Origin of the sequence: Clostridium yunnanense (assembly GCF_016595795.1) — a bacterium.
Classification (GTDB): Bacteria; Bacillota; Clostridia; order Clostridiales; family Clostridiaceae; genus Clostridium_AR; species Clostridium_AR yunnanense.
Genome location: NZ_JAENHN010000053.1, coordinates 30427 through 55014 on the forward strand (window position 1 = coordinate 30427; position 24588 = coordinate 55014).

Annotated in this window: 21 protein-coding genes and 1 other RNA gene; 5 read left to right on the forward strand and 17 right to left on the reverse strand. The window is 31.0% G+C overall.

Annotated features, from left to right (window positions below; all coding sequences use genetic code 11):
* Positions 1–223: 223 nt before the first annotated feature.
* Positions 224–634: a hypothetical protein gene (locus tag JHL18_RS19715; RefSeq protein ID WP_200272421.1), complete on the forward strand. Its 411-nt coding sequence runs from the start codon at positions 224–226 to the stop codon at positions 632–634.
* A 32-nt stretch (positions 635–666) separates the two neighbouring features.
* Entirely contained in the window at positions 667–1215 is a 549-nt protein-coding gene (locus JHL18_RS19720) for a VanZ family protein (RefSeq protein ID WP_200272423.1), read from the forward strand.
* A 495-nt stretch (positions 1216–1710) separates the two neighbouring features.
* Here JHL18_RS19720 and truA read toward each other — a convergent pair whose 3' ends face one another.
* Positions 1711–2457, reverse strand: a complete 747-nt coding sequence (truA, locus tag JHL18_RS19725; RefSeq protein ID WP_200272425.1) for a tRNA pseudouridine(38-40) synthase TruA — start codon at positions 2455–2457, stop codon at positions 1711–1713.
* 355 nt (positions 2458–2812) lie between these two features.
* Between truA and JHL18_RS19730 the strand changes: the two genes are divergently transcribed.
* The gene (locus JHL18_RS19730) at positions 2813–4552 is read left to right on the forward strand and encodes an ATP-binding cassette domain-containing protein (protein ID WP_200272427.1); all 1740 of its coding nucleotides are present in this window, start codon (positions 2813–2815) and stop codon (positions 4550–4552) included.
* Between the two features lie 89 nt (positions 4553–4641).
* Here the strand turns inward: JHL18_RS19730 and JHL18_RS19735 are convergent, their stop codons facing one another.
* Positions 4642–5733: an oxidoreductase gene (locus tag JHL18_RS19735; RefSeq protein WP_207753066.1), complete on the reverse strand. Its 1092-nt coding sequence runs from the start codon at positions 5731–5733 to the stop codon at positions 4642–4644.
* 41 nt (positions 5734–5774) lie between these two features.
* Positions 5775–6140, reverse strand: coding sequence for a MerR family transcriptional regulator (locus JHL18_RS19740; RefSeq protein WP_200272431.1), 366 nt, complete (start codon positions 6138–6140; stop codon positions 5775–5777).
* Positions 6141–6244: 104 nt separating this feature from the next.
* On the opposite strand from JHL18_RS19740, the gene JHL18_RS19745 reads away from it, so the two are divergent.
* A complete protein-coding gene (locus tag JHL18_RS19745) occupies positions 6245–7096 on the forward strand; it encodes a patatin-like phospholipase family protein (protein WP_200272433.1) in 852 nt (283 codons plus the stop codon).
* Between the two features lie 232 nt (positions 7097–7328).
* Here the strand turns inward: JHL18_RS19745 and JHL18_RS19750 are convergent, their stop codons facing one another.
* The 10 genes from JHL18_RS19750 to JHL18_RS19795 form a co-directional block, all read right to left on the reverse strand.
* On the reverse strand, positions 7329–7853 hold the full coding sequence (locus tag JHL18_RS19750) for a GNAT family N-acetyltransferase (RefSeq protein ID WP_200272435.1): 525 nt from the start codon (positions 7851–7853) through the stop codon (positions 7329–7331).
* Between the two features lie 244 nt (positions 7854–8097).
* Positions 8098–8469, reverse strand: an RNA gene (rnpB, locus tag JHL18_RS19755) — RNase P RNA component class A.
* Positions 8470–9308: 839 nt separating this feature from the next.
* A complete protein-coding gene (locus JHL18_RS19760) occupies positions 9309–9584 on the reverse strand; it encodes a hypothetical protein (RefSeq protein WP_200272437.1) in 276 nt (91 codons plus the stop codon).
* A gap of 21 nt (positions 9585–9605) precedes the next feature.
* Positions 9606–10403 carry a TIGR00266 family protein gene (locus JHL18_RS19765; RefSeq protein ID WP_200272440.1) on the reverse strand — a complete coding sequence of 266 codons (798 nt, stop codon included), beginning with the start codon at positions 10401–10403 and terminating at the stop codon, positions 9606–9608.
* Between the two features lie 724 nt (positions 10404–11127).
* Positions 11128–11931, reverse strand: a complete 804-nt coding sequence (locus tag JHL18_RS19770; protein ID WP_200272442.1) for a Nif3-like dinuclear metal center hexameric protein — start codon at positions 11929–11931, stop codon at positions 11128–11130.
* 1 nt (position 11932) lies between these two features.
* Entirely contained in the window at positions 11933–12622 is a 690-nt protein-coding gene (locus tag JHL18_RS19775; protein ID WP_200272444.1) for a tRNA (adenine(22)-N(1))-methyltransferase, read from the reverse strand.
* Positions 12623–12685: 63 nt separating this feature from the next.
* Entirely contained in the window at positions 12686–13573 is an 888-nt protein-coding gene (locus JHL18_RS19780; protein WP_200272446.1) for a PH domain-containing protein, read from the reverse strand.
* 134 nt (positions 13574–13707) lie between these two features.
* Positions 13708–14862 carry an RNA polymerase sigma factor RpoD gene (rpoD, locus tag JHL18_RS19785; RefSeq protein WP_200272448.1) on the reverse strand — a complete coding sequence of 385 codons (1155 nt, stop codon included), beginning with the start codon at positions 14860–14862 and terminating at the stop codon, positions 13708–13710.
* Positions 14863–14870: 8 nt separating this feature from the next.
* Positions 14871–16652, reverse strand: a complete 1782-nt coding sequence (gene dnaG, locus JHL18_RS19790) for a DNA primase (RefSeq protein ID WP_200272450.1) — start codon at positions 16650–16652, stop codon at positions 14871–14873.
* Between the two features lie 221 nt (positions 16653–16873).
* A complete protein-coding gene (locus JHL18_RS19795; protein ID WP_200272452.1) occupies positions 16874–17902 on the reverse strand; it encodes a deoxyguanosinetriphosphate triphosphohydrolase in 1029 nt (342 codons plus the stop codon).
* A 367-nt stretch (positions 17903–18269) separates the two neighbouring features.
* Between JHL18_RS19795 and JHL18_RS19800 the strand changes: the two genes are divergently transcribed.
* On the forward strand, positions 18270–19334 hold the full coding sequence (locus tag JHL18_RS19800; RefSeq protein WP_200272454.1) for a CotS family spore coat protein: 1065 nt from the start codon (positions 18270–18272) through the stop codon (positions 19332–19334).
* A gap of 273 nt (positions 19335–19607) precedes the next feature.
* Here the strand turns inward: JHL18_RS19800 and ppdK are convergent, their stop codons facing one another.
* From ppdK to recO, 4 genes are all read right to left on the reverse strand, one after another.
* Positions 19608–22238: a pyruvate, phosphate dikinase gene (ppdK, locus tag JHL18_RS19805; protein ID WP_200272456.1), complete on the reverse strand. Its 2631-nt coding sequence runs from the start codon at positions 22236–22238 to the stop codon at positions 19608–19610.
* 124 nt (positions 22239–22362) lie between these two features.
* Entirely contained in the window at positions 22363–22998 is a 636-nt protein-coding gene (ccpN, locus tag JHL18_RS19810) for a transcriptional regulator CcpN (protein ID WP_200272458.1), read from the reverse strand.
* Between the two features lie 192 nt (positions 22999–23190).
* On the reverse strand, positions 23191–23829 hold the full coding sequence (locus JHL18_RS19815; protein WP_200272460.1) for a DUF4342 domain-containing protein: 639 nt from the start codon (positions 23827–23829) through the stop codon (positions 23191–23193).
* A 5-nt stretch (positions 23830–23834) separates the two neighbouring features.
* On the reverse strand, positions 23835–24575 hold the full coding sequence (gene recO, locus JHL18_RS19820) for a DNA repair protein RecO (RefSeq protein WP_200272731.1): 741 nt from the start codon (positions 24573–24575) through the stop codon (positions 23835–23837).
* Between the last annotated feature and the right edge of the window lie 13 nt (positions 24576–24588).

Here is a 24588-nt window from a genome sequence, read left to right on the forward strand (position 1 = left end):
TCTATTTTCCAACAATTATTGCACAATGTGAAAAGACTTCATAATACATTGTTTTTTCATTACTTTATACTCTTAAAGCGACTATGGCTTGCATAAAAGTATGGTATAATAATCCTGTTATTTAAAGGAATTAAGCCAAATCCGCAGGCATTAAATAAAGCTAGTTAAATTATTTTGTAATACGTAGACTGAAAAATGTTTTTTTATAAGGAGAAAAGGTAGAATGACTATAAAAGAAGCTAACGATGATATTAACCCAGATAGTAAACAAGAAAAAACAAATAAAACAGAAGATCTTATTTCAAGTTATAGAGAAGATATTTTACAACGCTATTTTAGAGCAAAAGGGGGAAAAGCCCTCTTATATTCAATAATTGTCATTTGTTTAGGAAGAGGCTTAATAGGAACCTTTTTCTTTCATCAATCGTTTTTATATGCTTTTTTATATCCGTTAATTGTAATTGGATTCGTTTCTGTATTATATGTAATACTAAAACTCATAAGCTTTAAAAGCCCTAAAATATCGAAAATTTTAGATAAAATTCTTCTTATAGTTTGCTGCACTATTTTGATACTAGTTTTTTTACTTTTAATTATTTTGCTTCTAAATAAGTTTTTACACTTCTGGTTTTAAAATTTATAAAAGTAATGAAATATGGAGGAATTATGAATAAACGAGAGAAAATTAAAACATTGTTTTTATATGGTGTTTTCATTTGTTACATACTTTTTTTAATTAAGTTATTGATCCTATCAAGAGTCTCACTTTCGGACCCTTTTAATAGTCAAAGTACTTCACTTGGATCAATCAATCTCATTCCTTTTCATAGTATAACGGAATATATATCAGGCGGCACTGAGAATTTAAAAAGATTTGCTTTTAGTAATGTGGTTGGCAATATCGTTATTTTTATTCCTCTTGGTGTATATCTACCTTTACTTAAAAAAGATAAAAAAGTAATTAACAATCTGTTGTTTATATTCATCGTAAGCTTACTTGTTGAAATCATTCAAGGAATTTTAGGTATTGGCGCATCAGATATTGATGATATAATTCTAAATTGTTTGGGTGGATTCATTGGTATCTTAGGTTATAAACTTTTATTATTTATATTAAGAGATGCGAAAAAAGTAAATACTGTAATCACAATACTATCTGCTATAGGATTACCTGTTCTATTATTTTTATTGTTCATGGTAAAATTGAGGCTCTAAATATCTTAATTTTAGGGCTTATTTATATAAATTTTAAATTAAACCTTCATATAAAGATATAATTAAAAATTCATATGATTAAAAAATTTTATATTTATATAATTATAAAATTATATAAATATATAGTATTCATGCTGGTTTCAGAGATTTATAATTGATTTTTACATGCTTGATATTCCTATACTTATAGCCTTAATGCGTATAAAAGTTTATATAAAAATAAATTGGAAGAAGTATAAATGTCTAGTATCTCTTAGCAGTAAAATCGAATTTAAAGAAATGATAAAAAATTATAGAATACACATTATCCTTAACCTTCATCAATACCGATTAGGACAAGGTTCCTATAAGCATAACAGGTATCAAACTTGGCATAACAAAAAATGAAAAGAAATATCTTCAAAACTCCCCTGGGTTCTTAGAGGAGTTTTGGAAAATATAAGTTTTATAATGAAGTGGAACATTCATAACATAGACTTTTAAAAAATATATGTACTAATATTGAACACTTAATAAACAAAGCGCATCTGCACTAGCTTTATGACCTACATCATTCATATCCCTAGACTTAAAAGCTTTATCAATTGCACTCATAGGTAACTGACCAATTCCCACTTGGATTAATGTACCTACTATTAATCTTTCCATATTTAATAAAAATCCATTTGCTGTCATAGTAATAATAATTTCATTTGTAGTTTCTTTTACGTCAAGAGAAAGTATCTTTTTAATTGATTTTTTTGCTTTCTTATTAGTAGTAAAAGCTAAGAAATCATGTTCACCTACAAGGTACTTTGCAGCTTCTCTACTTTTAGCTACATTTATTGTTTGATTCAGTAAGTTAACATAATGTCTTTCAAACAAAGGACGATTAGGAGCATCTTTCTTCCATAATCTATATTCGTAAGTTGCACTTTTCATTAAATATCTACTATGAAATCTTTCATCAACTTTTTCTACTGATAATATAATAATATCATCAGTTAAATATTTTTCGAAATACTCAAAAATTTCTCTTTCACTTAATTTATTATCTGGTGCTATGAAATTAACGATTTGCCCTTTAGCATGCACCCCAGCATCAGTATTAACCGCACCAATAACCTCTATCTCTTGTTCATAGAGCTTTGATAATATCAACTCTAACTTACCTTCAATACTCTTTTCCGCGTTATCTTTGGATTTATTATACCCTATATATTTTCTACCGTCATAGGCTATCATCATCTTATAATTTTGCATTTGAATCCTCCTTTTCCTAAATAGCAATCAATACATTGTAACATATAATAAGATAGTTTATATATGTAAACATTGTTATTGAAAATTCTTTATCAGGTTTACTGTGAGAAATTTGAATTTATACTTGTTAGAAAATCCTAGCATCTGAGGATTTTGGGGCGTGTATAAATTAATAATTGAGGTTGAAACCCTAGAAATTATTGAACTTAGTCGAAAAAGATGTTATGCTTTCAATATTAAACTTAGTAAAATGCATCTATTACATAGAAATCAAATGTAAAATTTCAATTACTAAAGACTATATTAAAGCGCTTATTTTTATAGGCTCTTTTTTAATTATAAAGAGAGGTCTACTATGCTTAAAATTGATAACTTATCCTACTCATTTCCTGAGAAGGATCTATACAAAAACATTTCATTTACATTAGAATACGGTCAACATTGTGCTTTTATAGGAACAAATGGCAGTGGGAAAAGTACACTGATAGATATAATTATGGATCCAGAAAAATATATGTTCGACGGTACGTTAGAGCTGTATCCAAATTGTAGAATTGGCTATGTAAGTCAATTCTCGGAGCTAGACAAAACAAAAGATATTACAGTTTTCGAATACATAGGAGAAAATTTTATTAAACTACAAAATGAAATAACGTCTATTTGTACTGAAATGGAAACATCTTCCGATATTGATACTCTACTAGAAAAATATCAACAAGCTCTAGATGCATTTAATGCAATTGATGGGGATTATTTTGAAGAGACTATTAATAAAAATCTAAATCTTGCAAATTTACTAAGTTATAAAGATTTAATGATATCTGAACTTAGTGGCGGAGAATTCAAGCTTATCCAAGTAATAAAAGCAATGATAAATAGTCCTGACTTAATTATTATGGATGAACCAGATGTATTTTTAGACTTTGGAAACCTTAATTCTCTTAAAGATTTAATTAATTCACACAAAGGAACAATGTTGATTATCACACACAATAGATATCTATTGAATCATTGTTTCAACAAAATTATTCACCTTGAGAACATGGAGCTACAAGAGTTTGATGGAAGCTATATTGATTATAACTTCTCATTACTTCAAACTAAAATTGAATTACAAGAACTAGCGGCTGCTGATACTGAAGAAATTGAAAGAAACGAGATATTAATAAATAAACTAAGAATTATTGCTACTGAGAACGCTGAAGCTTTTAGAGGGAGAACTCTAAATGCCAGAGTTAAAATTCAAGAAAGATTAGAAAAACGTAGGATTAAAGCACCATTTGTAGATATTAAGGAAGTGGATATCGGTTTAGTTACAGGTAATAAAATCAAAGAAGACATTGCTTTAAAAGTTAATAATTATAGTGTTTCCTTTGATGATGTACTTCTAGAAAATGTTAACTTTGAGGTTAAAGCTACTGAAAAGGTAGCAATTATCGGTTCAAATGGTACAGGAAAAACCACTTTACTTCAAGAAATCTTTGAAAATAATCATGAATCTATTGAACTAAATGAAAAGGCTAAAGTAGCTTATTTATCTCAAATCCAAAATAAGACACTAAATGCTTCTAATACTATCCTTCAAGAGTTCTATGATGCTGGTTTTAAAACTTATGAAGATATTAAATCACATATTTTAGACTATGGTTTTGAAGAAGAAATGATTAATAGAAAGATAGGAACTTTATCTGGTGGCGAAAAAAATATGCTTCAATTGGCTAAACTTTCTGCTAGTGACGCAAATCTGTTGCTTCTTGATGAACCAACAAGTCATTTAGATACCTATTCACAAATAGCCCTAGAAAAAGCCATAAAAAACTATAATGGTTCGATTCTCATGATTTCTCATGATTTCTATACTATAGTAAACTGTATGGATTCTCTTTTAATCATTGAAGATAAGACTATTAGGAAAATGAATATGCGCAAATTTAAAAAAATGATTTATGCTAATCATTTCGGCAAAGACTATTTAGAAATTGAACAAAATAAAAAATCACTTGAAATAAGAATAGAATTAGCTTTAAAAGCTACTGATTTTGAGCTTGCAAAAGTTTTATCTGAAGAGTTAGAAGAGGTAATTAAGTTACTCTAATTTTAGCTCGTTGCAATGTCATAAATCTAAGAAACATTAAAATAAGGATTTTTCTTATAACTGTTAAGAAAAATCCTTATTTATTTCAATTAGACTTCGCTCTTTATTTTTTCCAATAATCCTTCCACAAAGTTTGGTTGTTTCAATATGGGCCTTCCAAGAGCTATAAAATCAACCTCACCCTTTTCAACCATATCCGCTGCTATTTCAATATCTTCTAAATCACCAGCACCAATAACAGGAACTGTAACTCTTGACTTTACAGTTTTAATCATATCTCTTAGCATTGCTGGTCCTTTTAATACAAGCGGTGGAAGCATACCTGATGAGGTATCAAGAATATCTATTCCCGCTTCAACAAGTTTTTCTGCTACCTGACAGCCTTCTTCAAGCGTTAGTCCTCCTGGAATAAGGTCGTCTAATCCAAGACGAACGACCAATAGCAACTCATCACCTATGACCTTTCTCACCTCTGTTGTTATCTCTAAAAGAAGACGACTTCTATTCTCCAGAGTTCCGCCGTATTCATCAGTTCTTAAATTAGTTATTGGAGACAAGAATTGAGTCAGTAGGAATCCATGACAATTGTGTATTTCTACACCATCAAAACCTGCCTTTTTAACCCTTAGTGCAGCCTTTACAAAATCTTCTTTTATTTGCTGAATCTCTTCAATAGTCAAAGCCTTTGGCAATGTACGTTTGAAGGCAGGGTTTATTACAGCAGATGGAGCCACAGCTTCCATTCCTGTTAGTTGAACGTTAGCAGCACTTCCTGCATGATTTATCTGAACAATCCCAACTTGGTTATTCTTATGTATAATATCTGCAAGTTTTGCTAATCCTTCGATACATTCATCTCTATCAACATATATAAGCTTCTCTCTATACTGTCCTGCACGTGCAACAGCTGCCTGTTCAACAACTATAAGAGATGGACCCGTGCGCTTTTCGTAGATTGATAATAATTCCTCTGTAATCAATCCATCCTCCGTTGCCATTGCTATATCAAAAGGGGCACAAGCATATCTGTTTTCAAAAATAAATTCTTTAACTGTAATATTTTTAAGTAAAATTGATCCGTTGCTCATTTCTCCACATCCTTCGTTAATACTTTTCTTCATATCATAAATAAGATAGTTAGTACATGCATTAATTATATCTATTTGCGAATCATTTCTCAATTTTTTAATATATAATCTAACCATGACTTCTATGAAAAAACTTAGTCAGTATGATTCTTAAAATTCAACTTATTTTTAAGCATTTTTTTTAATATTGCTTCAGTTTTATCTAGATTTTCTTTTTGGATTTTCACTTCTTCTATCTTTTTATGTAAAAGCTCAATCTTTGTATCTATTGAAATTAAATCCGAATTGCTTTTTTGAATCTCTCTAATCTCTCCTAAAGAGAAGCCCACAGAATGAACTGTTTTTATCATTATGAGGTACTCTATTATATCTTCAGAATAATTACGATAATTGTTTGACTCTCTACTAACATATTTTTCAGGAATCAAATCTTGTTTTTCGTAAAATCTAATAGTAGAAATTGATAACCCTGTTCTTTTTGATACTTCATTTATTTTCATAAAAAACCTCGCTAATTTCTCTTGACTATAAACCTTACTTCATAGTTTATAATACATTTTGACAAGTTCATTAGTCAACATAATAGGAAGTGGAGAGGATTATAATGCAAGATACTAATAAAAAAACAAAAGCAGTGGTATTAGGCGGTGGAGGTGTAACTGGCATAGCTTGGGAGATTGGTATAATTACGGGGTTGTTGCAGGAAGGTATTGATTTATCAGATGCTGATGTAATTATCGGAACCTCTGCTGGTTCATTTGTTGGCACTGCACTGGCAAGTGGCTATGATATGAAGAAACTTTATGCTTCTCAGTTCATTCTAAATGAATCGGAAGTCAATGTATCAGTGAGCTCTGAAGTTATGAAATTATGGACTGAAGCTTTTATATATGGAAAAGATGATAAAATGAAGATTGGAAAGATGTTTGGAGACATCGCAAAAAAGTATCCTTCAATAGTTTCAAAAGAAGAGCGTCAGGCAGTTGTAGAATCAAGACTTACTACAACCATTTGGCCATCAAAATTGAAAGTCACCGCGGTAGATGCTGAAACAGGAGTGCTTCATGTATTTGATAAAGATTCAGATGCTTCACTTATAAACGCAGTGAATGCAAGTGGAGCTGTTCCAGGCCTATGGCCCATCGTAACCTTTAATGATAGATATTGGATTGATGGAGGGATGGTTTCAAGTACCAATGCATTTTTAGCAGATTCTTATGACAAAGTGGTAATTTTGGCTCCTATGCCACATAAGTACGGATTGGTTCCTAGTGTTAAAGAAGATGCTGAAAATTTACAAAAAAGAGCAGCTATCTCTCTTATTATTCCGGATAATGAGAGTATTTTAGCGATAGGTAAAAATCCTTATGATCCAACTTATTCTACAGAATCAGCAAAGGCTGGATTTCTGCAAGGAATAAGAGAAGCTGCAGGAATTTACGAAACTTGGTTATAATTATTAGGCATATATTGCGCTAAACCTAGTTAATACAGCTATGGACAAAATTGTCCTAAGCATATCAGATATTAAACCCTAACCACGATTTAACAAATGATAAGAGGTCCGTCGCATTAACTGTTTAAAATCGTTGATGCAACGGACCTCTTTACTAAGCCTAAATTCAAATAATATTCATTTTTCTAAACTCATAATCTCTATGGCTCATAATATCTAACATTAAAATATATTATTTATATTCAGTTTTAAGAATTCCATACTCATAAGTATCTTTCCAAATAGGGTTACCTTCTTCATCCTTAAAGAAAAAAACATTCTGAAGCAAGTTCCCCTCTCTTCTCATTCCAACACGCTCAAGTAACTTCCAAGAAGGTATATTTTTAGGATCACAGTTTGCAATAATTCTTCTTACGTTTAAACTTAAGAAAGCGTATTTCATCAGTGCAAGTAGGCTTTCCGAAGCATATCCGTTGCCCCAGTAGCTTTCATTAAAGACGTAGCCAACTTCCCAAGTTTCGAAGTCTCCTTTAGAAAAATATAGGTTACCTATCAATTTGCCACTTTTCAAACATACAGCAAGAAAATTTTCATCACCTTCACGCCTTTTCGCTTCCTTATACGCCTCATCTCTTGTAAAGGGCTTATATGGTTCAAATTCCAACACTTTTGGATTTGAAAAATACTCATATAAATCTTCACCATCATTTTCTGAAAATCTTCTTATTATTAATCGTTCTGTACTTAATTCTTTCATGTTTTCCCCCACACAAATTTCTATTTGTCTTATACTTATAAACCAATTTTCTTCTTATTATAGCATATTTTGTAAAAATAACATTACTTATAACATATTCTTTATATAATTAAAATAAGATGCTAAGTTTGAACATCTTATTTTTTACTACTAAAGGTTTTTTCAGAAAGCACTGTGTTATTTTACATATAATAACAATTTAACGCAAATAAAAAAACACTTAGGTCAAACCTAGTGTTTTCAATGTGCGAGATAAGTCTATAAGCCGAGTTCTGTATTTGACAATCATCTATCTAGGCCCAACGTTGCCGATGGGCTCCAGCGATACACCCAGAGGCGGGACGGGCAATCCCATAATGCCTCTCTATTCGATCTTGCTCCAGGTGGGGTTTACAGAGCCGTGAAGTCGCCATCACGCTGGTGAGCTCTTACCTCGCCTTTCCACCCTTACCAGATGATATAAATATCATACTCATTCTAAAAAGAATTCTGGCGGTATATCTCTGTTGCACTTTCCTTCGGGTCGCCTCGACTGGACGTTATCCAGCACCCTGCCCTGCGGAGCTCGGACTTTCCTCTCCTGACTGTCGTCAGCAGCGATTGTCTGGCTTACTCGCAAGATTTATCTTATCATACTAATCGACATAAAGCAAATAATTTTTCATAGGATATTTAATATAATATGGGCAAACTTTTCTATTTCTCATTTGCAACTTAATTTATTATGAATTCTAAGCCTTAAATATTTTTATAGTGTGTAACTATTTAAGCATAATAAACATCTTATTAAAAATTAAATTATCTTTGTATATAGATTGCTATTAAGATATCAAATGATTAACCAGTTAATTTCATCTCAGTGCTTACTAGTTGTAAAATTTAAGACGACGATATTTAAAATAATGTAATTTATGGTATAATTAAACATATAATAACTTGTTTTTATTGTAAATCTGAAAGGAATGATTAAAATGAATTTTTTTGGTCTAATACCCGTATTTATTGGAGTAATCTACTTAATCTACTCTGTTTTATGTAAAAACAAACCCAACTACTATAGTAGAAGATCAAAAATTAAGGTTGTAAAATCAGATGAATTTTTATCTTTACAATTTAACTTTGCTATTATAAATACTATATATCTTATTTCCTATGGTTTTTTAATAATTGTATTCAATCTCGATAGTATATTTGTTATATTAGGACTTACTGGCTTTTATACTATACATTTTTTATTATTATTACAGAGCAAAAAGAAAGGCTATATAGACTATAAATAGTTTATATACATAGTACTTCAATCTTTGGACTAAAAATTATATTAAAAAATGAAAGATGACTCTGCTTAATGCATGAGCCATCTTTTTAAATTGCATATCATCTTTAATTTTCAACACGGTGCTTTAATATCACCTTTTTCTAAAGCTTTATTATACGATTATATACTTCTAGTAATTAACGCTTATTACTCATATACAAAGCAGCTATAAGCATTAGTATCGCTATTGGTATCCCTATTCTTGTAAACACAAGTAATACAATTATAGCCGATATTATAAGATACTTTAATAGATTTGTACTTTTTTTGAATTTCATAGGTACTTTGTAATCAACCTTTTTATATATGTTCTTAATATCAGTACCTAGCTTTTTAAAATCTTCACCTAGATCATCATAACCTTTGCCAGTACTCTTAAAGTCATAGTGCTTGTAATTCTTCTTTTTTGACACACCTCTCAACCCCTGAAATTGTTAGCGACCATCTCCATCTAAAAAGTTGCCTAATGCACCCAGTAAACTTCCTTCATCTTTTCTTCCACCACCGTGCATTCCTGAAGCTGCAAATACTCTAGAAGCTAATCTTGAGAACGGTAAGCTTTGAACCCATACAGAGCCCGGTCCTGTTAATGTAGCTAGAAATAATCCCTCTCCACCAAATAAAGTGTTCTTTATTCCTCCTACAAACTCGATATCATAATGAACATCTTTTGTCATCGCCACAAGACATCCAGTATCTATCTTTAAAGTTTGACCTGGCATAAGATCTTTTTTTGTTATCGTTCCGCCGGCATGAACGAAAGCTAATCCGTCTCCCTCAAGCTTTTCAAGTATAAATCCTTCTCCACCAAAGAAGCCTACGCTTAATTTTCTTCTAAAGTCAATTCCAACAGATACCCCTTTAGCTGCACATAGAAAAGCATCTTTTTGGCAGATAAGCTTTCCGCCTAGTTTTGATAAATCCATTGGGATTATCTTACCAGGATAAGGAGCTGCAAAAGAAACTTGAGCTTTCCCGTAACCTGTGTTAGTGAATGCAGTCATAAATAAACTTTCCCCTGTTATAACTCTTTTACCTGCTGAAAACAACTTGCCCATAAATCCACTATCAGCATTTGTTCCATCACCAAAAATTGTTTTCATCTTCATGGTCTGATCCATCATCATCATCGCACCTGCTTCTGCAAATACAGTTTCATTTGGATCTAATTCTATTTCTACGAACTGCATATCATCTCCATAGATCTTATAGTCTATCTCATGTGAATACAATAAAATCACTCCTTATATGTTTATAATAATATTCTATTTGAAAATTTGTGCAAATAAAATATATTTTTAGTAACTTAAGAAAATTTTAAGTTATTTATAGTTTAATGTCAAAAATATAATAGTCCTATACATCTTTATTGTTCCATATGCAGAATTATTTATTATGAAGATATATTTTTATTATTTAAATAACAGTGTGTTCTAAGTCATTACTCATACTTATCCGCAGATCTAATTTAATTATAATTTTCTACGAAAAAAACACACCTTTCTTCATTATAATTCATGGATGTTTTGTTTTTATAGGTTGTTTTTATAAATAAAAAACAGCCTAATTTTTATTAAGCTGTTCTATGGGCTTTTATTTTTTACTATGTTTAATGATATTGTTGAAATTAATTAGTTATACAGGAGACGCTCTATGAGCGAGCTATTAGAATCAAATGATTTTTTCAGATGGAATGGCGCTTCTAACTGTACTGTTCAAACGTAGTGAGTTTACAGTTTAGCCAAAGATACAATACTTCAATCATTAAACTATTTTCAGAAACTCTGCTTGGTTCTGAGCAGAGTTTCTGAAAATATAAAGTCATTAATGAAGTGTTGCTTCAGTGGAATATGAAAAATTATATTAATTCTTTGCGTAAGCTCATTTAAGCGTCGGATGATTAACTAATTAATTTCAACACAGTGTTTTAACAGCGCTTACTTTTTTTATCTAAAATCAAATAAAATTATATGGATCTTTATTAGTTGTTGAAATCACAACTTTTACACCTTTATCAGAAGATAGGAACTTATCAGTCAATCTATTACATATATCTATAAACAACGGCCATTCTGAGCCAAAATGTCCTATATCTAAAATCGATATTCCTTCTTCAGTATAATCACTTACATAATGATAAGTGGTATCTCCAGTTATGATACAATCTGCACCATATCTTTTAGAAATTGCAAAAAAATCTTGCCCGCTTCCATTTATTATAGCGATTTTCTTTACTTTTTTATTTAAATCACCACTAAACCTTAGGTTTTTAATTGATAGCTTACTCTTTATTGTATCTACTAACTCTGATAGTTCCATAGGCGTATCTAAAGAGACTAATCTACCGATTCCAGCATCACCATTCTTTGAGTTATTAGAAACTTCAAGAATTTTTTCACTCTTAAAACCTAACATTTTTACTATAGTATCGTTCATGCCCTCTTTAGCAGAATCTAAGTTAGTATGAGCACTGTACACATTTATATCATTTTTTATAAGTTCTATAAGCTTTTTACCTAACAAAGTATCATTTGTAATTGTCTTAGGCTTTAGAAAAAGTATTGGATGATGCGTTAGTATCATTTGTGCACCAATTTCCTTCGCCTCTTCTATTACGCTTAGAGTACAGTCTAAAGCAACTAATATAGTAGAAACTTCTGCATTATTATCTCCTACCATAAGAGCAACATTATCAAATTCTTCTTTTAAGACTTTTGGTGCAAGTTCTTCTACTATCTTTGATATCTCAAATACTTTCATACTACAATATCTCCTTAAGTTTAGAAATTTTAACTTCTATCTCAGCTCTCTTTTGTTTTGCATGAATAGTATCTTCTTTTATAAAACTCAATATGCTTTCATATTTTGATAATTTTGATTCTATAAAATTTATAAAGATTTCATTATTCTTTTTTAATATTATAGGACTTATCTCAAAGTATATAGAATCATCAAACTCTAAAGGTTTATTACTTTCATTAAACCTAACTTTAAATAATTCATAGTATTTTCCTTCATCAAAGCATATATCCTCGTCAATAATTTCAAATTTACTGCTATATAAAAACTCTCTTAACACTTCAGGATTCTGAGCTGGCTGAAGTATAATAAATGAGCACTTCTTAATTTTGTCTATATCTTCTAACAATATATCTCTAGTTAAGTTACCACCCATCCCAGCTATGACTACAGCTTCCACTTCATCTTCTTTTAAAGTAGAAAGTCCAGGTCCAAGTCTACACTCTATGCTCTTCTTTAATCCATCCATTGCCACATTGAATTTTGCTTTCTCAATAGGACCTTTATTTATATCAGATGCTATCGCTCTACTGCAAATTTCATTTTTTACGCAATAAATTGGTACATATCCATGATCTGTACCAATATCAGCTATGCTGTCACATCTATCAATATTATTAACTATGGTTTGCAACCTTTTACTAAGTTCCATCGAGCTCACCTTTCTATAAATCCATCATTTGCTTATGAAAATTCTACTATATTTCACATAACACTATAGATATAAGTGTAGTATTCTAATTTGTATAGCTAAAAATACTGAAGAAATAAGTAAAGCTATATAGATATATTTATAAGCAGATCGCTTGTCATATTTAGCACAGAAATATGCAGCATAATGCATACAGAATAATATTATCATATTTAGTGCACCATATGTCATTTGTCTAAAAGCAAACTGTTTCCCAGTCCCTTCAACTACTGGTCTAAAGGTTGCATCAAAAAACAGAGGCATATTATCCGGTAGTTTGTTCATCAGATAAAGAACAAATGGGTTAAGGGTCATATACACAATTATAAGTGCTACAAGCATAAATGGGAAAAAAAAGCTTTTTTCTTTAAACAAATCTCTGTTTTTATTATATTTAATCTCAAAGTTTTTTTGCTTGATATCTTTTTCCTTGAACTTAGCTAAAAATAAATCTATATCATTTGGTGAAATACCGTAACTTATCTCATCAGTATGAATATACACTACCTGTTTGCTAGAAGTAACAAACATATGGCTTGTTCCAACATCTTCTATCACTGATCTTCCGTAGTTGTACATAGTTCTACCAACTCCCGAAAGGTTCATCCCCTTTATAGCTCCCGTCTGAACATTATATCCATCTATTTTTTCATATGGTATAAAAATTTTCTTTATCCCCCAAAGAGCATTTATCTCAACACCATTTGAGTGTATTTTGTATCTTAGAGTAACTGTCTGTAGTATATAAAATAAACAATATAAAGAGAATGCAACAGAAAAAATCTTAACAAGGCTTACCTCAGTATATGTATTAAAAAATTGCACTCCAAAATATATTATTATATTTACAGCTACTATAAAAAACATCAGCTCATATATGGCAATCCCTCTACGGGGTTTATAACTTTCCAAACCTACCACCTCAAAGTCATTATATCATAAATCTATGGCTTTCCTAACAACGTTAATACCATTTTCTGTAATTATTTATAAATTGTTAAAGAATTCGCCTTATCTAAGATTAAAAGCACCATGTGTAGGTGCTTTTAGTCTAGATAATCCTTTAGCTTTTTGCTTCTGCTTGGATGTCTAAGCTTTCTTAATGCCTTAGCTTCTATTTGTCTTATTCTTTCTCTAGTTACGTTAAACTCTTTACCTACTTCTTCAAGAGTTCTTGCTCTTCCGTCATCTAAACCAAATCTAAGTCTTAATACTTTTTCTTCTCTTGGAGTTAATGTATCAAGCACATTGATAAGTTGTTCTTTAAGCATTGTGAATGCAGCTGCTTCTGCTGGTGCTGGAGCTTCATCATCTGGTATAAAATCACCTAAATGACTATCTTCTTCTTCACCTATAGGTGTTTCTAAAGAAACTGGCTCTTGAGCAATTTTTAATATTTCTCTTACCTTATCAACAGGCATATCCATATGTTTTGATAGCTCTTCTGGCAATGGATCTCTTCCAAGCTCTTGAAGTAATTGTCTTTGAACTCTTATCAATTTATTTATAGTTTCTACCATATGAACTGGTATTCTTATAGTTCTAGCCTGATCTGCTATTGCTCTAGTAATCGCCTGTCTTATCCACCAAGTAGCATAAGTTGAGAACTTAAAGCCTTTTCTATAATCAAACTTTTCAACAGCCTTTATTAATCCTAAATTTCCTTCTTGGATAAGATCTAGGAAAAGCATTCCTCTTCCAACATATCTTTTTGCTATACTTACAACTAGTCTTAAGTTAGCTTCAGCAAGCTTTTTCTTTGCATACTGATCTCCCTCTTCGATTCTCTCAGCAAGTCTGATTTCTTCATCAGATGATAACAAAGGAACTTTACCTATTTCCTTAAGATACATTCTAACAGGGTCATCTATTGCTATCCCTTCTGGTATAGAAAGATCTAATTCTTCCTCGATATTCTCTGATTCAGCAATATCACCTATTACCTCTATTCCCATAGATTCTAAAACTTCATAGATTTTCTCGATTTGATCTGGACTTAGATCTATTTCATCTAATTCATCCATAATTTCCTTATATGTTAAAGTACCACTTTTCTTACCTTTTTCTATGAGTTTCTTAACAATCCCCATCTTAGCATTTTTATCTTTAGTGTCAACTTTAGCGGCTACTGCTTTATCCTTTGTTGATTTCGCTTTACTTGCCTTTTCAATAGTTTCCATGTTAATACCTCCTTCCGCCATATCCGTACTTAACCCCTTTCTAATCTTTTAAGTTTCTCGTCTACTTCTTTAGCTTCTCTTGCTAGCTCAATGGATTCTCGAAACAATCCTTTTTCTTCACTTAGTTTTAGCTTGTGCAAGATTTCCTTCTTGTAATTTTCTAAACTTTGCTTTTTAATCTCTTTTATATAATCATTGATGATTTTCTCCATATTACTTTCTGTAATCATCGTCTCAATTTCTCTTATAAGTATCCATTCTTTTAAACTTTCACCATCGTCACATCTAAATTCTATTAAGGAATGTATATCTTCTTTCCCTTCTTCAAATAAAGATGTTATTATTGTAAATATTTTTTTATGAGAATCTAAAATTAAGTCCTCTCTAGATATATGCCCAATTATATGCTCATAGAATTCCTTATTTGACATAATTTTAAGCAAACTTCTTTCAGACTTAATATAAGCTGGCTCTACATATAATTTTGTTCCAAATTCTTCCTTATTATTCATGTTAATAGAAGATTCATTGTTTTTTGTCATTTTTTTTGATAATAAGTCGTACAATGACTGTTCTCGGAGTCCTGTTTCTTCAGCGATTTTTTTTACATACACATCCTTTTCCACAGGATTCAAGTCTGCTATTATCTCTGTAACTCTTTCTCCATATTTTATAATCTCTTCATTATCATTAAAGTTTATTCCTTCTCTAGCTCTAAACAATCTATATTCTATTAGAGGCTGTGCAGAATCAATCAGTCTTAAAAATGCCTCTCTCCCATTACTTCTTATGTATTCATCTGGATCTTTTCCTTGAGGAACTGTCAGAACTCTAACATCAAACCCAGCACTTCTCAGTATTTCCAATCCTCTTATAGTAGCGTTTTGACCTGCTATATCTGCATCATAAGATATTATTACTCTGTCAGCATATCTTTTTAAAAGCCTTGCCTGACCTGTAGTTAGTGCAGTTCCTAGCGATGCCACTACATTTGTTATTCCATACTGGTGAAGTGAAATACAGTCCATATATCCCTCTACCATAATAAAATATCTTTCTGGTATTCCCTTTTTTATAGCAAAGTTTAGACCATATAAATTAGTACCCTTTTGAAACACTAAGGTTTCTGGAGAGTTTAAATACTTAGGCTTAGAATCATCAAGCACTCTTCCACCAAACCCTATAACTTTTCCTTTATAATCAAATACTGGGAACATTACTCTATTTCTAAATCTGTCATAGACTCTTCCTTTTTCACTTTTTACAGCTAACCCAGATTCAATTATTACATCTTCTTTATATCCCTTCTTTTTAAGGAAGTTAAGCAAAGAATTCCAACTATCCGCTGAGTATCCTAATCCAAATTTTTTTATTGTATTTTCAGTAATACCTCTTCGTAGGAAATACTCTTTTGGCATTTTGACATTTTGAAGATTAGAAAAGAAATATCTTGCAGCTTCGGTATTAATTTTATGAAGTAAATCTTTCTTCCAATTTATCTTACTCTTCCCTGGACTTTCACTTTCTAGAGGTATATTAGCTCTTTCAGCTAAAAACCTAGCTGCATCAAAGTAAGATAAATTTCTAGTTTTCATTACGAAAGTAATAACATTACCAGCTTCACCACAACCAAAACATTTATATATCTGTTTTTCTTGTGTAACTGAAAAAGATGGAGTTTTTTCACTATGAAAAGGACATAGTCCTGTATAGTTTCTTCCAGCCCTTTTAAGTCTAACTGATTCTGAGATTACATCCACAATATCATTTTGTTCTTTTATCTTTTCTAAAAGTTCTTCTGATATTTTCAAGGAGCATAACCACCCTAAAATAAATTTATTTCTTTGCAAGTTTTATAATATTCGACATAACTTGATAAATTCCTTCTTTTTATTCTACCTTTTTTCAAATTTATTATTAAACTTTATAATTTTAAGTATTGTTTATTATTCGTTATTTTCTTTAATTTTCCTTCTAATATATAAATAACTAACATTTTTTTATGATTATATAATTTTTAGTCCTTAATTTATTAATAAATCACAAATTTAGGCACATATATTTTATTAAACATATTAAGACAATAATCATCACTCATACCAGCTGCATAATCAGCAACAGCTCTTTCTAAACCCTCTTGTTCAGAAATTTGTTGATATATATTAGGCATCTCTTCAGGATGTCTCATAAAATATTCAATCACATGTCTTAATACAAACTTAGCTTTATCTCTTTCAATCTTTAATATATCCCCAAGATACACTTTTTTAAACATAAAGCTTCTTAACTTAGTCATTGCATCTCCTACATCGTCACTTAAAGAAACCTTTATATCACCTTTTTTTATATTGTTAAGTGTATTCTCAATACAATCCGTTACCAATATATTTATTCTTTCAGAATTAGTTTTTCCTAGTATATTAATTATATCTTTAGGAATTTCATTCTCTCTAAGAAGTCCTGCTCTTATAGAATCATCTATATCATGGTTCACATATGCCATCTTATCACTATACCTCACCACTTGACCTTCTAAGGTTGCTGCCTTGGCAATGCCATTGATAAAACCACTGTGATGTTCTATACCATCTATAACCTCAAAGCACAAATTTAAGCCTCTTCCTTCTTTTTCAAGTCTCTTTACCACTCTAACACTTTGTTCGTTATGCCTGAAACCATCTTTTAAGAACTCATTTAACACTTCTTCCCCCATATGTGCAAATGCTACATGACCTAAATCATGACCAAGCGTTATAGCTTCAACTAAATACTCATTTAATCCTATGCCAACAGCTATTGTCCTAGCTATTTGAGAAACTTCTAAAGTATGGGTAAGTCTAGTTCTATAGTGGTCTGAAGAGGTCTTTATAAAAACTTGAGTTTTATGCTTTAGTCTTCTAAAAGACTTACAATGAAGTATCCTGTCTCTATCAATCATATAACAGGTTCTTATATGATCTGGTTCTTCACTTTTTTCTCTTCCTTTCGTTTTATTAGAAAAAGAAGCCTCTTTAATCAGTGTCAAACTTTCAAAACCTTCAATTTTTTCCCTTATAGTCATATAATCACCTCCTTTTATAGATATTCTATATATTTTCTTAAAATCCTTCAAAATTATGCTACTATTTATCATTTGCATTTTTTTTCAAACTATTACAATTTTATAATTATTAATATAAATTTATTATTCAAATTTAAAAAACTTCTTTTAAAACTCCATTCCACCATAAAGCACTTATCCTTTAACTTCAATTTATTAAATTATATATAAGCATACTTCTTTAATATTCTTTAAAATTGAAATATTAAACATAATTAATTAGATATCATATGATTCAACAATTTAAATAAAATTATAAAACATACGTATAATGTAATAATTTTCATAATATTAATATAATATGAATTTTTATGTGAAGGAGGTATTTATGCCAAAGGAATTGCATGCAACTGCTGCCAGCTTATTATCTGAATCAAATGTAGGAAAGCACGTCTTACCTTACTACAATTTGAACGAAGCCTCCATAGAGCAAATAAAGTTAAAGAATACAGACAAGCAGAGAGCTGTTTATAAAATTGATTATAACAACAAAACTTATTGTTTAAAAAAGGTTTATTACACAGAATCAGAGTTACTCTTTGTCTATTCTGCTATGGAATGGCTTTATAGGAATGGTATTAACGTCCCAAGATTTTTACCAACAGTAAATAAAAGTAGATTTGTAAATTATAATGATATGCTTTTCGTACTTACTCCATGGGTAGATGGAGAAAAATGTAATTATGACGACATAGATAACATAGTTGAAACGTCAAAATACTTAGCAAAAATGCATTATTCGTCAAAAGACTTTTTCCCTATACCAGGTAGTAAAATAAAGAAAGGATATGATGACTTATACATATCCATCAATAAACATTTTCAAAAACTTTTAATATGTTCAAATTCTGCATACCTATATAAAGATAAGTTTTCTAAAATGTTCTTGGATAGCTTTGATAAAAACATAGATCTAGCAAAGTTCGCATTAGAAACTGCATCTACTATTAATAAAGATAATCTTACATCCTCTCTATGTCACGGTGATTATGTAAATAAGAATATTATCTTTGATAAATCAAAAGCAATTTGGATCATCGACTTTGATAAATGCTCATATGACTACATTGCGCACGATATTTCTTATTATCTAAGGCGACTATTAAAAAGAGACAATACAAAATGGGATGTAGAAATAGCTATTAATTGTATAAAAAATTATAACGAGATAAACAAACTAACTCTTGATGATATTAAATATATCTTAGTATATTTATCCTTCCCTCAAAAATATTGGAGGATTTCTAAAGATTATTATAACAACATAAAAAAGTGTAATAAAAACTCTTTCTGCAACTTATTAGAAAAAACAGTTAGAAAAACTGATTACCAACTTAACTTTATTTCCGAATTGACTGATCATTTAAGAAAACATTATTCATTGGATATCTAATTAGAAACTGCATCTTGAATAGCAACAAACTAACCCATGAATATATGGAAATTTATATTTCTATATATTCATGGGTTTTAATTTTAAGTTCTACATTTAATAATACTGTTGAATTTAATTGGTTATACAGGAGATGCTACATGAGCGAGCTATTAGAATTAGATATTTTTCAGCATAAAAATAGCCTAATGATTATGCTAAATCACTAAGCTACTTTTATAAATTGGACAAAAAAGAAACCTAATTTTCATTAGGTTTCTTTATATTAAAATATTATCTTGGATTTTTAATTTGAGCTTGAGCAGCAGCTAATCTAGCTATTGGAACTCTAAATGGTGAGCATGATACATAATCCAATCCTAGTGCATGGCAGAATTCAACTGAAGAAGGATCTCCACCGTGCTCTCCACAGATACCAAGTTTGATATCAGCTCTTTCAGATCTACCTTTTTCAACTGCTATTTTCATTAATTCACCAACACCTGTTTGGTCAATCTTAGCAAATGGATCTTGTTCGTAAATCTTCTTTTCATAGTAGTCTTTTAAGAACTTAGCAGCATCATCTCTTGAGAATCCAAAAGTCATTTGAGTTAAGTCATTTGTACCAAATGAGAAGAATTCAGCTTCTTTAGCTATAACATCTGCAGTTAAAGCAGCTCTAGGAATTTCTATCATTGTTCCAACTTTGAAAGGTATTTCTACACCTTTTTCACTCATAACTGTCTTAGCAGTTTCTACTACTATATCTTTAACATATTTTAATTCTTTTATTTCACCAACTAATGGAATCATTATTTCAGGAACCACATCGTAGCCTTTATTGTTTCTAACTTCAATAGCAGCTTCGATAACAGCTCTTGTTTGCATTTCAGCTATTTCTGGGTATGAAACAGCCAAACGGCATCCTCTATGACCCATCATTGGGTTGAATTCATGTAATTCTTCACAAGTAGCTTTAAGCTCCTCGTAAGTTATATCCATTTCCTTAGCTAAAGCTATGATATCTTCTTCAGCTTGAGGTAAGAATTCATGTAGTGGTGGATCTAAGAATCTTATAGTAGCTGGTCTTCCTTCTAGCGCCTCGTACATAGATGCGAAATCGCCTCTTTGCATTGGAAGAAGCTTATCTAAAGCCTTTCTTCTTTGCTCTACTGTCTTAGCAACTATCATTTCTCTAACAGCAGCAATTCTATCTTCAGCGAAGAACATGTGCTCTGTTCTGCATAGTCCAATACCTTCTGCACCAAATTCTACTGCTTGAATAGTATCTCTTGGTGTATCAGCGTTTGTTCTAACCTTTAATTTTCTTGTTTCATCAGCCCATCCCATGAATGTTGCGAAATATCCGCTTATTTCAGGTGAAACTGTCTTTATAGCTTGAGCATATATATTACCAGTTGAACCATCTATTGATATCCAATCATTAGCAGTTAAAGTCTTACCTGCAACTTCTAATGTTCTATTAGCTTCACTAATCTTTAATTCTCCACAACCAGCAACACAGCAAGTTCCCATGCCTCTAGCAACAACTGCAGCATGTGATGTCATACCACCTCTTACAGTTAGGATACCTCTTGCAGCTATCATACCTTCAATATCTTCTGGAGATGTTTCTAGTCTTACTAAAACTACAGTTTCTCCATTTGCTGCTCTTTCTTTAGCTTCTTCAGCTGAGAATGCTATCTTTCCACATGCAGCACCTGGTGAAGCTGGTAGCCCCTTAGCTACAACTTCAGCATTTTTCATATCTTCAGGATCAAAAGCTGGATGAAGTAATGAATCTAATTGCTTTGGATCAACCTTTAGAAGGGCTTCTTCTTTTGTAAGCATTCCTTCTTCAACTAAATCTACAGCTATCTTTAATGCTGATTGAGCAGTTCTCTTACCATTTCTAGTTTGTAAGAAATATAAAGTTCCTTCTTCTATTGTGAACTCCATATCTTGCATATCTCTATAATGTTTTTCTAAAGTACTAACTATGTCTTCAAATTGCTTATAAATTTCAGGGTTTTGTTCCTGTAATTTAGCAATTGGTTGAGGAGTTCTTATACCAGCAACAACATCCTCCCCTTGAGCATTCATTAAGTATTCACCATATATTACATTTTCTCCAGTAGATGGGTCTCTTGAGAACGCAACTCCTGTACCAGATGTTTCTCCTTTGTTACCGAAAACCATCTCTTGAACGTTTACAGCAGTTCCCCATTCTCCAGGAATATCATTAAGTCTTCTATAAACTATTGCTCTTGGATTATCCCATGATCTAAATACAGCAGTGATTGATTCTATAAGCTGCGCTTTAGGGTCTTGTGGGAATTCCTCTCCTTTTTCCTTCTTATAAAGTTCTTTAAATCTAACAACTAATTCCTTAAGATCATCAGCAGTTAAATCAGTATCGAAATGTACACCCTTTTCTTCTTTCATTTCATCGATTTTAGCTTCAAACAATCTTTTTTCAACGCCCATAACTACATCTGAGAACATTTGTATAAATCTTCTGTATGAATCATAAGCAAATCTTGGATTGTTTGTAAGCTTTGCCATAGCTTCAGCAGCAGCATCATTTAAACCAAGATTTAATATTGTATCCATCATACCTGGCATTGATACTCTTGCTCCAGATCTTACAGAAACTAAAAGAGGTTTCTCTAAATCACCAAATCTTTTACCAGTTATTTCTTCTAACTCAGCTAGTTTTTCATGAATTTGATTTATTATTTCAGGTGAAATCTTTCTTCCATCTTCATAGTATTTATTGCAAGCTTCAGTAGTTACTATAAATCCTTGTGGAACAGGTATACCTAAAGTTGTCATTTCAGCTAAATTAGCACCTTTACCTCCAAGTAAATTTTTCATTGATGCTTTACCTTCTTTGAAGAGGTAAACATATTTTTTGATCTCCATCTCAATACTCCTCCGTTCAATACTATTTATATTAATATGTTTATATATATATACTTAACAGAGCTAATGCTCCGAAAGCTGACGAATTGAACTGTGAACCATAGATTGAATTACTTACCCTTAATTATTGACCATTTCCCATTTTTACAAACAATTTTGTTATATTTGTTTTAGATATCTTTCCAATTATCTTATATTGATCCTTTTGTTCCTCATCAAGAACTTTTTCAACCACCGGAATAGAATCTATTTCATGCTCTATTATCTTTTTTGCTGCATTATATGCGCTTTCTTCTTTGTTTACAAATATTATATTAGGCATTCTAGTCATTATGACTCCTACAGGAACTTTATGTATATCTGTTCCACCTATAGCTATCTTCAAGAAGTCTTTTCTTGAAACCGCACCTATTAAAAAACCATCACTTTCAACAAATAATGTTCCAACATCTGTTAGAAAAAGATTAACTATCGCGTCATATACCATAGTTTCTTCGTTTACAAATGCAGGCTTAGACATTATGTCTTTAACCTTAATATTGGCAATTTGCTCATACAAGAGGTTATTCATTGGTTTCTCAGTGTAAACATAACCAACCTTAGGTCTTGCATCTAAGGCACCAATCATAGTAAGTACTGCTAAATCCGGCCTTAATGCTGCTCTAGTAACCCCAAGCTTTGAAGCCAGCGCTTCTGAGGTAATAGGCTGTCCCTCTTTTACAAGCTTTATTATCTCTTCCTGACGCGGTGATAACTTCAATGTCTTTCCCCTCTTTCGTTTTAATCGAGGAATATTCTGACTATTCAGAACCGTATACGTTTTACATAACCTATTATATCACTATATCGAAGTTTGACTATGCCAAATTTTCTGAATAATCTCTCAAATTCTTTGAATATTCCTCATTTGCCTCTTATTTCATCTGAATTTTCTTATTTTTCTTTAAATTCCTTATTCTTTATCCACTTCATCAAATTTAACTGTATAGGTATAAACTGGTGAATCATTATCTACATGAACATTTTTGCCTGCAGACTTCTCATTTTTTACTGAATTAAACTTATCTTTTAAGTTTTCAGCCAAATCTGTTGCTTTATCCTTCAGATCAGTAGCCATATCTTTAACATCAGAAACAGTCTCTTTTACTACTTTGTTTACAACCTCAACTGAACCATCTTCTTTAGTTATCTCAATTGTAATCTTAGTTGCAATAGCTGTAATTATACCTATGGCTAATAACTGCGGTAATACTAAGGCAATGACTCCCGCAGCAATTCCAGCATTAACTGGTACATCAATTAATACTTTCTCATCTTTTTTTATTTTAATTCTAGATACATTTCCCTTTTTAATTAGTTCAGATAACCAAGCTTTAAATTCTTCTATTGTTTCGTACTTTTGTGAGCCTTCTTCTTTTTCGCACTTCCATTCACTTTCACTATTCTTATCATGACTCTTAACTTCTTCAATATAAATTAAAGCATCAAGAACTTCTCCATTATTTACTTCTAAAGCATGTTTTGCTTCAGCATAACTAACACCTGTTCTTTGTCTTACTTGGTCAACTTTTTCTAAAGTAACTTCACTCATTTTTATCACTCCTTAATATAATTTAGCATTTCTAAACTTTTTGGTTTTTTAGAATAATTAGAATTAATAATGTATGCTGTAATTTTTGCAATTTCATCTTTTACTGTTTTATTAATATTAAGTCTATATATTTTATCCATTGGTGCGGTGTTTAAATACTTCAATGCACTGTATGCCCCTTTAGACAAAGATATACCATATTCTTTTGGACATTCTTCGCACACACCTCCATAAAAAGACATGTTTATATATGCGGCAGAATTTATACTTTTTTTACAGTATGCACAATTATCTAGATTTAATCCATATCCTGTAGCTTTTAATATTTTAAGTTCAAAACTCCTAATTAAAAGCTCATAGTCAAGTGCATCAGTGTTTAATAGATATAGACAGGTAACAAAATCTTTAAATAACTTCCCGTTATCTTCTTCATCTGTTACACATATATCTATCAGTTCACAAATGTATGTTGAATATGTAAGTTTTTCTAAATTATTTAGTAAACCTTGAAAAGAGCTGGTTATTCTCCCTTCTGAGAGAGTGTACAGATTTTTCCCTTTAAAAACTACGAATTCACCATAGCATAATGGGAGAGTAAGAGATAAATGTCTACTTTTACTTTTTTTTGCGCCTTTTGCAATAACTGCTATCTTCCCTAACTTTTCTGTATATAACCATATCAATTTATCATTTTCTTTAAAATCTTGAGCTTTAATTACTACGCCGTTCGTTTCAAAAATAGACAGAAACCCTCATCTC